This is a genomic window from Neotabrizicola sp. VNH66, assembly GCF_049445895.1.
GTDB lineage: Bacteria > Pseudomonadota > Alphaproteobacteria > Rhodobacterales > Rhodobacteraceae > Pseudogemmobacter.
Genome location: NZ_JBMSDW010000017.1, coordinates 1 through 12,718, shown reverse-complemented (window position 1 = coordinate 12,718; position 12,718 = coordinate 1). Strand labels below are relative to the sequence as shown.

Sequence of the window (12,718 nt, the reverse complement as noted above, 5' to 3'; positions counted from 1 at the left end):
CGGCGAACTCAGGGCGGTGATGGTCGCGGCACGCGGCCTGTCGGCGCAGGCGGTCTGGCTGGTGGCGGCTGCGGCGGTGGCCCTTGTCCTTGCCCTGATGGCGGGGGAAAGCGGCTTCCGGCTGACACTGACCGCGACGGGAATCGTGCTGATCGTGCTGACGCTGGGGCTGGTGGCCTTCACCCGGATTGAGACTCGGCGTGAGGGCAGGCTTGCCGCACAGTTGCAGATGCTGCTGGGCGAAGATGCGGCGCCCTGCTTTTCCACTGATGAGCTGGGCCAGATCCTCTTCCGGAACACTGCGGCGATCACCCGTTTCGGCGACCGCCCTGCCGCTTCGCTGGTCAGCGCGCTGCAGGAACAGATGGCCTCACCCTCGGCCGTGATGTTCCGCCTGCAGACGCGGGCCGCGGGCTCCGGCTGGGCGCGCGAGGATGTGGTCACCCGCCGCGGCCATATGCGGCTTTCGGTACATCGTTTGGCCCGGACAAGATTTCTCTGGCGGATCGAGGAATTTCAGGACCGCAGCCCGGGCGCCCGCGGGGCCGAGGGGCTGAGCCTGCCGATGGTGGTGGCGAACCGCGCCGGGGTCGTGCTGTTCTCGAACGAGGCGATGCGGCGCCTGTTGGGCGAACGGCCCAAGCGGCTTGACCGGATTTTCAGCAGGCCCCGCTTTGCCAGCGGCGAATTCGTGCAGGTGGCTGCGGTCTCTGGCCCGGTGCGCGCCATCGCAGCCGAGGTCGAAGGCGTGGGCGACCGGCGCGAGATCTATCTGCTGCCCGCGCAACACCGGCCCGAGGATGACAGCCCGGCCGAGTTCGAGACGCTTCCGGTGCCGCTTCTGAAATTCGCGGCCGACGGCTTTCTTCAGGCGGCCAACCGCGCCGCGCGTGATCTTCTCCTGCGAGAGACGGCGGGCCTTGCCATCCACGACCTTTTTGAGGACCTGGGCCGTCCGGTGGGCGACTGGCTCTCGGACATCGTCGAGGAGCGGCTGCCCGCCGGGGCCGAGGTCATGCGGCTGCGCGGCGCGGGCGAGGAAAGCTTCGTTCAGGTGCAGCTTCGGCGTTTCGTTGAACTGGGCCGGCCGATGGCGCTGGCCATCCTGTCCGATGCCAGCGCGCTGAAACGGCTGGAGGCGCAGTTCAACCAGAGCCAGAAGATGCAGGCCATCGGGCAGCTGGCCGGGGGGATTGCACATGATTTCAACAATTTGCTGACCGCCATTTCGGGTCATTGCGATCTGCTTCTCCTGCGGCGGGACCGCGAGGACGGCGATTTCGCGGATCTGGAGCAGATCCGGCAGAATGCCAACCGTGCGGCTGCGCTGGTCAGCCAGTTGCTGGCCTTCTCGCGCAAGCAGACGCTGAAGCCGGAGCGTCTGGATATGGCTGAGGTGCTTCTGGACATGAGCCACCTCCTGAACCGCCTGATCGGAGAGCGGGTGGCGCTGAAAGTGGCGAATGACCCGCTTCTGGGGCCGGTGCGGGCCGATCGCCGGCGGCTGGAACAGGTGCTGATGAATCTTGTGGTCAATGCACGGGATGCGATGCCCATGGGGGGCACCATCCGCATCGCGACCGAGGCCTTGCATCTGGCCGATCCGGTGCTGCGGGGCGATGCCACGGTTCCGGCCGGCGAATATGCGGTGATCCGGGTGTCGGACACCGGTTGCGGCATTCCGCCCGACCGCATCGGCAAGATCTTCGAGCCGTTCTTTACCACGAAACGCCCGGGAGAGGGGACGGGTCTTGGTTTGTCCACGGTCTATGGCATCGTCAAGCAATCCGGCGGCTATGTCTTCGTCGACAGCGCCCCGGGCGACGGAACCACCTTCGAACTGCTGTTCCCGGTGCAGGACCTGACCGAAGGCGCATCGGAGCGGGCCGTTCCTGAGCTCGTTCCGCAGATACAGGGGCCGCGCAAGGGGGATGGCGTGGTGCTTCTGGTCGAGGATGAGGCGCCGGTCCGCGCCTTTGCAAGCCGGGCGCTTCGGCTGCGCGGCTATACTGTGCTTGAGGCGGAGAATGCCGAACAGGCGCTGGAGACTCTGGCCGATCCGGCCCTGCAGGTGGATATTTTCGTCACCGATGTGGTGATGCCGGGAATGGATGGCCCCAGTTGGGTCCGGCAGGCGCTGGCCGACCGGCCGGATGTGCCGGTGATCTTCGTCTCGGGCTATGCTGAGGATTGCTTGAGCGAGGATCAGGCACGGATTCCGAATTCGGTCTTCTTGCCGAAACCCTTTTCGCTCTCGGAATTGACGGCCACGGTGCAGGGACAGTTGCACTGACCCGGCCGGTCAGGGCAGCGCGCGATACAGAGCGAAATCCTCGGCCGCCGCCTCCTGCAGCAGGGCCTCCGTCTCGGGCGACAGGTCGGTCGCGCCCGGAGGCGAGACATTCACCCGGGGCAGGGTGATCTCGCAGCCGAGGCGGTCTTCGAGGAAGCCGACGAAACCGCCGATATCCTCATAGCGGAACAGCCGGTCCACCCCTTGCCCCTGCCGCGGCCGCAGGAACCGGGCCTGGCTGCCAACATCGGCGAATTCCGGCTTCGGATCCGAACACCAGGCGCGGACGAAATCATCGAAGCTGATGCCGCGGGTGGATTTCTGCGGATCGGGCTGATCCTCGCGCATGCGGAACCGATACCACGAGCCGAGCCAGTCCCGCGGTTCGCGCATCATCGCGACCACGGTGAATTCGGCCTTGGACGCCGCCTCCAGATAGGGACCCACGAAACGGCGGAACCGGTGGACCGTGGTGTGTTTCAGCACGGGCGGGCGCTGGACCGAGACCGAGGCCAGCGATTCGAGCGCGCTGGCCAGAGCCGTGGAGCCCGCCTTGGGCGTGGCCAGAAAGACCAGCCGCGCCTCCCAGAAAACCAGCATATCCGTCCCCGTCCGCAAATTTCCGCCCCTGCCGGACGGTTTCTCTCTGCGCTGTAAACTATCCTTTAACGGAATCGCGCAAAAGCTGATTTTGCAAGAATTTGCTTGATTTGTTCCCGTTTTGATCTGATAAGAACGGGAACATTTGCGAAACATCCGCCGGGTTGTCGCCCCGGACCGGCTATGGGATAAGGGATCTTGAACATGAGCACGGCCAGCCTGCTGGACTTCGGGAGCAAGAAGGAAATGGACAAGCAGAAGGCGCTGGAAAGCGCGCTCCAGCAAATCGAACGGCAGTTCGGCAAGGGCTCTATCATGAAGCTCGGCGCGAACAATCCGGCGATGGAGATCGAGGCGACCTCGACCGGCAGCCTTGGGCTGGATATTGCGCTTGGGATCGGCGGGCTGCCCAAGGGGCGGATCGTTGAGATCTACGGCCCGGAAAGCTCGGGGAAGACCACGCTGACGCTGCATGTGGTGGCGGAAGAACAGAAAAAGGGCGGCGTCTGCGCCTTTGTCGATGCGGAACATGCGCTGGATCCGCAATATGCCCGCAAGCTGGGCGTGAATCTGGACGAGCTGCTGATCAGCCAGCCCGACACCGGGGAACAGGCGCTGGAGATCGTCGATACGCTGGTGCGCTCGGGTGCGGTCAGCCTGATCGTGGTCGACTCGGTGGCCGCGCTGACGCCCAAGGCTGAACTTGAGGGCGATATGGGCGATGCTACTGTGGGCGCCCAGGCCCGGCTGATGAGCCAGGCCATGCGCAAGCTGACCGCCTCGATCGGGCGCAGCAACTGCATGGTCATCTTCATCAACCAGATCCGCATGAAGATCGGCGTGATGTTCGGCAGCCCGGAGACGACCACCGGCGGCAATGCGCTGAAGTTTTACGCCTCGGTGCGGCTGGACATCCGCCGCATCGGCGCGATCAAGGACCGGGACGAAGTCGTCGGCAACAGCACCCGGGTAAAGGTGGTGAAGAACAAGGTCGCACCGCCCTTTAAGCAGGTGGAATTCGACATCATGTATGGCGAAGGCATCTCGAAGACGGGTGAGCTGATCGACATCGGCGTGAAGGCTGGCGTGGTCGAAAAATCCGGGGCCTGGTATTCCTACAAGGATGAGCGGATCGGTCAGGGCCGTGAAAACGCCAAGACCTTCCTGAGGAACAACCCGGCCATGGCGCAGGATATCGAAGACCGGATTCGCGCCGCCAACGGGCTGGATTTCCACATGTCGGACGGTGAAGTCACCGAAGACGACGCGTAACCGTGAAACGGCCGGGCTCATGCCCGGCCTTTTTCTTGGCTCCGGCCCCGTGCGCCCCGTGGACAGGCCACGAACCCGCCGTTACATGAAAGGCCGATAGTCCGATTTCCGAAAGGCCCCGGCCATGGCGTCCCTGAACGACATCCGTTCCACCTTCCTCGACTTTTTCGAGAAGAACGGCCACCGCGTGGTGGACAGCTCTCCCTTGGTGCCGCGGAACGATCCGACGCTGATGTTCACCAATTCCGGGATGGTGCAGTTCAAGAACCTGTTCACCGGGACCGAACATCGTGATTACAAGCGCGCGACCACGGCGCAGAAATGCGTGCGTGCAGGCGGCAAGCACAATGATCTGGACAATGTGGGCTATACCGCGCGGCACCACACGTTCTTTGAAATGCTGGGGAATTTCTCCTTCGGCGATTATTTCAAGGATCAGGCGATCCCCTTCGCATGGGAGCTTCTGACGCAAGGGTTCGGCCTTGATCCGAAGCGCCTGCTGGTCACCGTCTATCATACCGATGACGAGGCGGCGACGCTGTGGAAAAAGGTGGCGGGCCTGCCGGAGGAGCGGATCATCCGCATCGCAACGGACGACAATTTCTGGCGGATGGGGCCGACCGGCCCCTGCGGTCCCTGCACGGAAATCTTCTACGACCACGGCCCCTCGGTCTGGGGCGGCCCGCCCGGCAGCGCGGATGAGGACGGCGACCGCTTCATCGAGATATGGAACAACGTGTTCATGCAGAATGAGCAGCTGGCCGATGGCAGCCTGCGCAAGCTGGACATGCAGTCGATCGACACCGGCATGGGGCTGGAGCGGATCGGCGCGCTGCTGCAGGGCAAGCACGACAATTACGATACCGATCTGATGCGCAGCCTGATCGAGGCCAGTGCGAATGTCACCTCCTCGGATCCCGATGGACCGGGCAAGGTGCACCACCGGGTGATCGCGGACCATCTGCGATCGACCTCCTTCCTGATTGCCGACGGGGTGATGCCCTCGAACGAAGGGCGTGGCTATGTGCTGCGCCGTATCCTGCGCCGGGCCGCGCGCCATGCGCATATGCTGGGCGCGAAGGATCCGGTGATGCATCGTCTGGTGCCGGCCCTGGTGCGCCAGATGGGGGCGGCTTACCCCGAACTGACCCGCGCGCAGAGCCTGATCGAAGAGACGCTGAAGCTGGAAGAAACCAAGTTCGGCCAGACCCTGGACCGCGGCCTGCGCCTTCTGGATGACGAACTGGCGAAAATCCCGGAAGGCGCGGACCTGCCGGGCGAGGCGGCGTTCAAGCTTTATGACACCTATGGCTTCCCGCTGGACCTGACGCAGGATGCGCTGCGCGAAATGGGCCGCGCGGTGGATGTGGTGGGGTTCGATGCCGCCATGACCGAACAGAAGGCCAAGGCGCGCGCGTCGTGGTCCGGCACGGGCGAGGCGAAAGACGCCAAGATCTGGTTCGAACTGGCCGAGAAGGACGGGGCGACCGAATTCCTGGGCTATGAGACCGAGACGGCCGAAGGCGTCGTACAGGCCCTGATCCGCGACGGCGCCGAAATCGGCAGCGCTCAGACCGGGGAAGCGGTACAGATCGTGGTCAACCAGACCCCGTTCTATGCCGAATCCGGCGGTCAGGTCGGTGACACCGGCTGGATCCGCACCGATACCGGGCTGGTCGAGGTGACGGATACCAAAAAGGCAGCAGGCGTCTTCATCCACATCGGCACGGTGTGCGAAGGGGCGGTGGCCAAGGGCCAGCCCGCGAAGCTGGAGGTGTCGCACAGCCGCCGCGGCGCGATCCGGGCGAACCATTCGGCGACCCACCTGCTGCATGAGGCGCTGCGGGGCGCCTTGGGCACCCATGTGGCCCAGAAGGGCAGCCTGAACGCGGCGGACCGGCTGCGGTTCGATTTCAGCCACAATGCGGCGCTGTCCGCCGTGGAACTGGCGAAGGTCGAGGCGGAGGTGAACGACTACATCCGCCAGAACACCCCGGTCGAAACCCGGATCATGACGCCGGATGATGCGCGCGGGCTTGGCGCGCAGGCTTTGTTCGGCGAGAAATACGGCGAGGAAGTGCGTGTCGTCTCGATGGGGCGGCAGGACGGGTCCGGCAAGGGCGCGGACGGCAAGACCTACAGCCTTGAGCTTTGCGGCGGCACCCATGTCACGCGCACCGGCGACATCGGCGCCTTTGTCCTGTTGGGCGACAGCGCGTCCTCGGCCGGGGTGCGGCGGATTGAGGCGCTGACGGGTGAGGCGGCACTGGCCCATCTGCGCGCGCAGGAGGCCCGGCTGGCCGAGATTGCCGCGGTGCTGAAGGCCTCTCCGGCCGAGGTGGTGGAGCGGGTGAAGGCCCTGTTCGACGAACGCCGCAGCCTGCAGAACGAAGTGGCCAGCCTGCGGCGCGAAGTTGCCATGGGCGGTGGCGGTGCGGGGCCGGAAGCGCGTGAAATCAACGGGGTGAAGCTGATTGCTCAGGTGCTGAAAGGCGTTTCGGGCAAGGATCTGCCCGCGCTGATTGATGAGATGAAGGGCCGCATCGGCTCGGGCGCGGTGCTGCTGATCGCCGATACCGGGGCCAAGCCGGCGGTCGCGGCGGGGGTCACGGCGGATCTGACCGGGCGGCTGAGCGCGGTGGCGCTGGTCAAGGCTGCGGCTGAGGCGATGGGCGGCAAGGGTGGCGGTGGCCGTCCCGACATGGCGCAGGCGGGTGGGGCCGATATTGCCGGGGCCGAGGCCGCGATCAAGGCCGCCGAAGCCGTGATTGGAGGTTAACCCATGCCCGCAGCCTATTGGATCGCCCATGTCGAAGTGACCGACCCGGAGCGTTACAAGCTTTACGCCGCCGGGGCCACCGATGCCATCGCCGCGCATGGCGGGGTGTTTCTGGCGCGGTCCGGCCGCTATGTGCAGCTGGAAGGCACCGACCGTGCGCGCAATGTGCTGGCGCGGTTCCCGAGCCTTGAGGCGGCGGTCGCCTGCTACCATTCGCCGGAATATCAGGCGGCGCTGGACCATGCCCGGGGCGCCGCCGTGCGCGATCTGGTGGTGGTCGAAGGGATCGAATAACGAATTCCTGCCCTTTGTTGCGGCAAAGGGCGGAATCCTGCCGCAAAATCCGGCCTGGTCAGCCTTTCCCCCGCTTAACGGCGGCGCGAAGGGCTGCTATTCTGCAACGCAGAGGTGACACTGGCGGTACGGGAGGATGAACCCCCGGCACCAGCGCGGGCGGGCATAAGAGGGTGACATGTGCCGTTGGGCAGCCTATTCGGGTGAGCCGATCTTTCTGGAAGATATCGTGTCCCGTCCGGGACATTCGCTGATCCACCAAAGTCAGGGCGCGACGCGCTGCCATACCGCGATCAATGCGGATGGCTTTGGCATCGCCTGGTATGGTGAGCGGCCGGAGCCTGGGCTTTACCGCGACGTGATGCCGGCATGGAGCGATCCGAACCTGCGCAGCCTGACCGCACAGGTGAAATCCGGGCTGTTTCTGGCGCATGTCCGTGCCTCGACCGGCACCGCGACCAGCCGCAACAATTGCCATCCGTTCACCGTGGGCCGGTGGAGCTTCATGCACAACGGGCAGGTGGGCGGCTATGACGGCTTTCGCCGCGACGCCGAAATGCTGATCCCCGAGGCGCTGTATCCGCACCGCAAGGGCGCGACCGACAGCGAGGCGCTGTTTCTCGTCGCCCTGGGGGAGGGGATGGATCAGGATCCGTGCGGTGCGCTGGAACGCGCGGCGGCGCGGTTCATCCGGCTGGCGCGGGACAAGGGGCAGGGGCCGCATCTGCGCATGACGGTGGCCATGTCGGACGGGGTGAACCTTTACGCCGTGCGCTATGCCAGCGATGCCGAACCAGCGCCGACGCTCTATTACCGCTGGTCCGACAGCCGCCGTGGCATGGCGGTGGTGTCAGAGCCCTTGGAAGATGCCGAGGGCGACTGGACCGAACTGCCGGATGCCAGCTTCTGCACCTTCCGTGGCGCGGAACTGACGGTCGAGCCATTCCGGCCCTGCCGCCTGCTGGCCATGGCGGCCTAGCGCCGCACCGGGCAGGTGTTCAGGCCCAGCACCGAATACAGCGGGCAGGTGCTGAACAGCCCGGTCAGGAGCGGCACGATGCCGATCAGCTTGGCCCAGTGCCAGAAGCCGGTGGTGCCCTGATCGACAAAGAACCAGACGATCAGCGCCGCGCCGATCACGATGCGCAGGATACGGTCGATGCCGCCGACATTGGTGGTGAACATGGCGTCCTCCGGGGAATGCTGCCGGGATCAGCCTAGCATAAATATAAAGAAATTCGAATATGAAAAAGGCAGCCCGCAAGCTGCCATTTTCTGTCTCTAAATATCCCGGGGGGGCCGGGGGGCTGGCCCCCCGGCCGCGATTGCGTCAGTCCAGCGCCTTGAAATTCAGGCTGGCCCCGTCCTTGATGCCGCTGAACCAGCGCGCGGTCACCGTCTTGGTCTTGGTGTAGAAGCGGAAGGCGTCCGGGCCATATTGGTTCAGGTCGCCGAAGGCCGATTTCTTCCAGCCGCCGAAGGTGTAATAGCTCAGCGGGACCGGGATCGGGAAATTGATGCCTACCATGCCCACATTCACCCGGCTGGCGAAGTCGCGCGCGGTGTCGCCATCGGCGGTGAAGATCGCGGTGCCATTGCCATATTCATTGTCGATGACAAGATTCAGCGCATCCTCATAGGTCTTGGCGCGGACGGTGGAGAGGACCGGGCCAAAGATCTCCTGCTTGTAGATGTCCATGTCGCGGGTGACATTGTCGAACAGCGACGGGCCAACGAAAAAGCCGTTCTCATAGCCCTGCAGGCGGAAATTGCGGCCATCGACCACCAGTTTCGCGCCCTGATCCACGCCCGATTGCACCAGCCCGTCGATCCGCGCCTTGGCCTGTGCGGTGATCACCGGGCCGAAGTCCACGTCATCGCCCGCGGTGTAGGGCCCGATCTTCAGCTTCTCGATCCGCGGCACCAGCTTGTCGATCAGCGCATCGGCGGTCTTTTCGCCCACCGGCACCGCGACCGAAATCGCCATGCAGCGTTCGCCTGCCGCGCCGAAGCCCGCCCCGATCAGCGCATCCGCCGCCTTGTCCAGATCGGCATCGGGCATGATGATCATATGGTTCTTGGCGCCGCCGAAACATTGCGCCCGCTTGCCGTTCGTCGCGGCGCGGCCGTAGATATATTGTGCGATCGGGGTCGAGCCGACAAAGCCGATGCCCTGAATGACCTCATGGTCCAGAAGACCGTCGACGATTTCCTTGTCACCGTTCACCACCTGCAGCACGCCATCGGGCAGACCGGCCTCCTGCAGCAGCTCTGCCAGCAGCATCGAGGTCGAGGGGCAGCGTTCCGAGGGCTTCAGGATCATCGCATTCCCGGCCGAGAGGGCGGGGGCCATCTTCCACAGCGGGATCATGGCCGGGAAGTTGAAGGGCGTGATGCCTGCGACAACGCCAAGCGGCTGGCGCATCGAATAAAGGTCGATGCCCGGGCCGGCCGAATCGGTGTATTCGCCCTTCAGAAGCGCGGGCGCACCCATGCAGACCTCGACCACCTCAAGCCCGCGCTGCACATCGCCGCGGGCGTCGGGCAGGGTCTTGCCATGTTCGCGGCTGACCAGTTCCGCCAGACGGTCCATGTTCTTGTTGATCAGCGCGCCAAAGGCCATCATCACCCGGGCGCGGCGCTGCGGGTTGGTGGCGGCCCATTTCAGTTGCGCTGCCGCCGCCGACTGGATCGCCGCGTCCAGTTCCGCAACCGAAGCCAGCGCCAGACGCGCCTGAACCTCGCCCGTGGCGGGGTTGTAGACATCCGAGAAGCGGCCCGAAGTGCCTGCGACCCGCTTGCCGTTGATCCAGTGACCGATCTCTTCCATCGACGCCTCCCGTTTTTGCTGCCCCTTTGTAGTCTTGCGGAAATGCGGAAGGTAGCGTCAATATTCCAAAGTCATTTTGCATTTTCGCAAAGGCCGCCGCTTCGTCGCATGGTCATGCGCGCATCGGCGGATCTCTCCGAGGAGAAGCGGAGCGCACAAGGAGGCATGGCATGGACTGGGATGATCTGCGGGTGTTTCTGGCGGTGGCGCGCAGCGAAAGCCTGTCGGCTGCCGGGCGGCGGCTGAAGATCGACGCGGCCACCGTGGGCCGTCGCATCTCCCGGCTGGAAGAAGCCACGGGCGGGCGGCTCTTTCTGCGCTCGCCGCAGGGATATGCGCTGACGGACGGGGGCCAGCGGTTGCTGCCCCATGCCGAAGCGGCCGAGGCGGCGCTGCTGGCGGCTTCGGGCGCGGTCACGGGGCCGGAGGCCGGTCTCAGCGGGCTGATCCGGCTGGGGGCCCCGGATGGCTGCGCCAATTTCCTGCTGCCGCAGGTGCTGGCCCGGATCTGCGACGCCAATCCGGGGCTGGAGGTGCAGCTGGTGGCCTTGCCCCGTGTCTTCAACCTGTCAAAGCGCGAGGCGGATATGGCGATCGGCGTCTCCCGGCCCGAGACGGGGCGGCTGACGGTGCAGAAGCTGGTGGATTACCGGCTGGTGCTGGCGGCCTCCCGCGCCTGGCTGGCTGCGCAGCCGCCGATCCGCAGCGCGGCCGATCTGACCGGGCGGCGTTTCATCGGCTATATCCCCGATCTGATCTTCGACAAGGAACTGGACTATCTGGCCGAACTGGGCGGCCCTGCGGTCACGCTGTCGTCGAACTCCGCCTCGGTGCAGCTGAACCTCTTGCGGCATGGGGCGGGGCTAGGGATGGTGCATGATTTCGCGCTGCCCGCCGCACCCGAGCTGATGCGGATTCTGCCTGAGATCGCGCTGCAGCGGTCGTTCTGGCTGATCCGCCATGCCGATGACGGGCGGGTCGCGCGGCTGCGCAGCTTTGCCGAGGTGCTGCTGCGCGAGGCGCGGGCAGAAATGGCGTCATTCGAAAGGCTTGCTTGACAGACTCATGTCGCGGCGGCCACGCTTCAAAGGACGGACACGGGAAGGAGGAGCCCATGCTTGTCAGCCAGATCCTGAAATCGAAGCCCACGGCCGGCGTCATCACCATTGCGCCGGAGGCCACCATCGCCGAGGCGGTGGCGCTGCTGTCGGGTCGCAAGATCGGTGCGGTCATCGTGTCGGGCGATGGGCAGCGCGCGCAGGGCATCCTGTCGGAACGCGACATCGTCCGTGCACTCGGGCAAAGCGGGGCAGCCTGTCTGAACGACAGCGTGGGCTCGCTGATGACGTCCCGGCTCGTATCCTGCCAGCGCGGGGATGAGGCGCAGGAGGTGCTGCAGAAGATGACCGACGGCCGGTTCCGCCACATGCCGGTGATCGAGGGCGGCGAACTCGTCGGCCTGATCTCCATCGGCGATGTGGTGAAGGCCCGGCTGGAGGAGCTTCACGCTGAAAAGGATGCTCTGGAGGGAATGATCAAGGGCTTCTGACGCTGCGCCGCGTCATTTTCGCCCTTGCAGCGACGCGCGCAATATTGTTGCGTGCGTCGCGTGGAATGCCCCTTGGAGGATGCCCGAATGCGCATCGGTCTTTATCCCGGAACCTTCGATCCGGTGACGCTTGGCCATACAGACATCATCCAGCGCGCCATGGCGATGGTGGACCGTCTGGTGATCGGCGTGGCGATCAACCGCGACAAGGGGCCACTGTTCAACCTGGAGGAGCGGGTGGCCATGGTCCGCGCCGAATGTGACGCGATCCAGGCCCGTACCGGGGGCGAGATCGTGGTCCATCCGTTCGAAAACCTGCTGATCGACTGCGCCCGGGATGTGAATGCCACGGTCATCGTGCGCGGACTGCGGGCGGTGGCGGATTTCGAATATGAATTCCAGATGGTCGGCATGAACCGGGCGCTGGACGACAGTATCGAGACGGTCTTCCTGATGGCCGATGCGCGCCGTCAGGCCATCGCCTCCAAGCTGGTGAAGGAAATCGCCCGGCTGGGGGGCGATGTCTCGCGCTTTGTGACCCCGCCGGTGGTCGAAGCGCTGAAGGCGAAATACGCCTGAAATGCGAAAGGGGGGCTTTGGGCCCCCCGTGTTCTGGTCGGGCCCTGCGGGACCCGGAAGGGAAGACGTCTCAGGCTTTGCGGCCGTAGACGGCTTCATAGGCGATGCGTTGGGCATCTTCCGGGAACAGGTTCAGGTCAAGCGCCACTTCGCGCGGCATGCGGGCAATCTCGTCGCGGGTGCGGCGGTAGAGCGTATGCTTGCGGGCGGCTTCACGGATCATCGTCAGCATTTTCATATCCTTTCATCGCGGGGGTCTGCTTTTCCTTCCGGCTGAGTGAAAGATAGCGTTTATGCTGGCGCTAACAACTGCCGATGCTGCGGTGCGGCTATGCAGGTGCGGCATAGCTGTTCTGAATGAAAAAAGGCGCCCGAAGGCGCCTTTTTCGTGGGATTTCCGCGGTTTCAGATGAGTTTCCCCATGGCGACGGCGGTATCCGCCATGCGGTTGGAGAAGCCCCATTCGTTGTCGTACCAGCTCAGGACCGAGCACATTGTGCCGTCCATGACCTTGGTCTGGTC

Annotated in this window: 12 protein-coding genes and 1 pseudogene; 8 read left to right on the top strand and 5 right to left on the bottom strand. The window is 64.9% G+C overall.

The window, feature by feature from the left end; all coding sequences use genetic code 11:
- Positions 1-19: 19 nt before the first annotated feature.
- The gene (locus ACO2Q5_RS19080; RefSeq protein ID WP_423294112.1) at positions 20-2,293 is read left to right on the top strand and encodes an ATP-binding protein; all 2,274 of its coding nucleotides are present in this window, start codon (positions 20-22) and stop codon (positions 2,291-2,293) included.
- Between the two features lie 9 nt (positions 2,294-2,302).
- On the opposite strand, the gene ACO2Q5_RS19075 is transcribed toward ACO2Q5_RS19080, so the two are convergent.
- Entirely contained in the window at positions 2,303-2,893 is a 591-nt protein-coding gene (locus ACO2Q5_RS19075) for a hypothetical protein (protein ID WP_423293974.1), read from the bottom strand.
- A gap of 204 nt (positions 2,894-3,097) precedes the next feature.
- On the opposite strand from ACO2Q5_RS19075, the gene recA reads away from it, so the two are divergent.
- The 4 genes from recA (at position 3,098) to ACO2Q5_RS19055 (ending at position 8,217) form a co-directional block, all read left to right on the top strand.
- Positions 3,098-4,165, top strand: a complete 1,068-nt coding sequence (gene recA, locus ACO2Q5_RS19070; RefSeq protein ID WP_423293972.1) for a recombinase RecA — start codon at positions 3,098-3,100, stop codon at positions 4,163-4,165.
- A 124-nt stretch (positions 4,166-4,289) separates the two neighbouring features.
- Positions 4,290-6,944: an alanine--tRNA ligase gene (gene alaS, locus ACO2Q5_RS19065; protein ID WP_423293970.1), complete on the top strand. Its 2,655-nt coding sequence runs from the start codon at positions 4,290-4,292 to the stop codon at positions 6,942-6,944.
- A 3-nt stretch (positions 6,945-6,947) separates the two neighbouring features.
- The gene (locus ACO2Q5_RS19060) at positions 6,948-7,238 is read left to right on the top strand and encodes a DUF1330 domain-containing protein (protein ID WP_423293968.1); all 291 of its coding nucleotides are present in this window, start codon (positions 6,948-6,950) and stop codon (positions 7,236-7,238) included.
- A 178-nt stretch (positions 7,239-7,416) separates the two neighbouring features.
- Complete coding sequence (locus ACO2Q5_RS19055; protein ID WP_423293966.1) at positions 7,417-8,217, top strand: class II glutamine amidotransferase; 801 nt, start codon at positions 7,417-7,419, stop codon at positions 8,215-8,217.
- On the opposite strand, the gene ACO2Q5_RS19050 is transcribed toward ACO2Q5_RS19055, so the two are convergent.
- Both ACO2Q5_RS19050 and ACO2Q5_RS19045 read right to left on the bottom strand, forming a co-directional pair.
- On the bottom strand, positions 8,214-8,423 hold the full coding sequence (locus ACO2Q5_RS19050; RefSeq protein WP_423293964.1) for a YgaP family membrane protein: 210 nt from the start codon (positions 8,421-8,423) through the stop codon (positions 8,214-8,216). The genes ACO2Q5_RS19055 and ACO2Q5_RS19050 overlap by 4 nt on opposite strands.
- A gap of 145 nt (positions 8,424-8,568) precedes the next feature.
- Positions 8,569-10,068 carry a CoA-acylating methylmalonate-semialdehyde dehydrogenase gene (locus tag ACO2Q5_RS19045; protein WP_423293962.1) on the bottom strand — a complete coding sequence of 500 codons (1,500 nt, stop codon included), beginning with the start codon at positions 10,066-10,068 and terminating at the stop codon, positions 8,569-8,571.
- Between the two features lie 170 nt (positions 10,069-10,238).
- Here ACO2Q5_RS19045 and ACO2Q5_RS19040 point away from each other — a divergent pair, with 170 nt between their 5' ends.
- From ACO2Q5_RS19040 to coaD, 3 genes are all read left to right on the top strand, one after another.
- Positions 10,239-11,126, top strand: a complete 888-nt coding sequence (locus ACO2Q5_RS19040; protein ID WP_423293960.1) for a LysR family transcriptional regulator — start codon at positions 10,239-10,241, stop codon at positions 11,124-11,126.
- Between the two features lie 56 nt (positions 11,127-11,182).
- Positions 11,183-11,617 (top strand): CBS domain-containing protein, encoded by a 435-nt coding sequence (locus ACO2Q5_RS19035; RefSeq protein WP_423293958.1) that lies wholly within the window; start codon positions 11,183-11,185, stop codon positions 11,615-11,617.
- 87 nt (positions 11,618-11,704) lie between these two features.
- Positions 11,705-12,196 (top strand): pantetheine-phosphate adenylyltransferase, encoded by a 492-nt coding sequence (gene coaD, locus ACO2Q5_RS19030; RefSeq protein ID WP_423293956.1) that lies wholly within the window; start codon positions 11,705-11,707, stop codon positions 12,194-12,196.
- 70 nt (positions 12,197-12,266) lie between these two features.
- Here the strand turns inward: coaD and ACO2Q5_RS19025 are convergent, their stop codons facing one another.
- Together ACO2Q5_RS19025 and ACO2Q5_RS19020 are read right to left on the bottom strand one after the other, a co-directional pair.
- Positions 12,267-12,428, bottom strand: a complete 162-nt coding sequence (locus ACO2Q5_RS19025) for a hypothetical protein (RefSeq protein WP_423293954.1) — start codon at positions 12,426-12,428, stop codon at positions 12,267-12,269.
- 173 nt (positions 12,429-12,601) lie between these two features.
- Positions 12,602-12,718: pseudogene (locus ACO2Q5_RS19020) on the bottom strand (erythrose-4-phosphate dehydrogenase); the annotation flags it as partial.

Coding starts and splice junctions, on each gene's coding strand:
- ACO2Q5_RS19075 (WP_423293974.1), bottom strand. CDS start 2,893: ATGCTGGTTTTCTGGGAGGCGCGGCTGGTCTTTCTGGCCACGCCCAAG.
- ACO2Q5_RS19055 (WP_423293966.1), top strand. CDS start 7,417: ATGTGCCGTTGGGCAGCCTATTCGGGTGAGCCGATCTTTCTGGAAGAT.
- ACO2Q5_RS19040 (WP_423293960.1), top strand. CDS start 10,239: ATGGACTGGGATGATCTGCGGGTGTTTCTGGCGGTGGCGCGCAGCGAA.
- alaS (WP_423293970.1), top strand. CDS start 4,290: ATGGCGTCCCTGAACGACATCCGTTCCACCTTCCTCGACTTTTTCGAG.
- ACO2Q5_RS19035 (WP_423293958.1), top strand. CDS start 11,183: ATGCTTGTCAGCCAGATCCTGAAATCGAAGCCCACGGCCGGCGTCATC.
- recA (WP_423293972.1), top strand. CDS start 3,098: ATGAGCACGGCCAGCCTGCTGGACTTCGGGAGCAAGAAGGAAATGGAC.
- ACO2Q5_RS19080 (WP_423294112.1), top strand. CDS start 20: ATGGTCGCGGCACGCGGCCTGTCGGCGCAGGCGGTCTGGCTGGTGGCG.
- coaD (WP_423293956.1), top strand. CDS start 11,705: ATGCGCATCGGTCTTTATCCCGGAACCTTCGATCCGGTGACGCTTGGC.
- ACO2Q5_RS19045 (WP_423293962.1), bottom strand. CDS start 10,068: ATGGAAGAGATCGGTCACTGGATCAACGGCAAGCGGGTCGCAGGCACT.
- ACO2Q5_RS19025 (WP_423293954.1), bottom strand. CDS start 12,428: ATGCTGACGATGATCCGTGAAGCCGCCCGCAAGCATACGCTCTACCGC.
- ACO2Q5_RS19060 (WP_423293968.1), top strand. CDS start 6,948: ATGCCCGCAGCCTATTGGATCGCCCATGTCGAAGTGACCGACCCGGAG.
- ACO2Q5_RS19050 (WP_423293964.1), bottom strand. CDS start 8,423: ATGTTCACCACCAATGTCGGCGGCATCGACCGTATCCTGCGCATCGTG.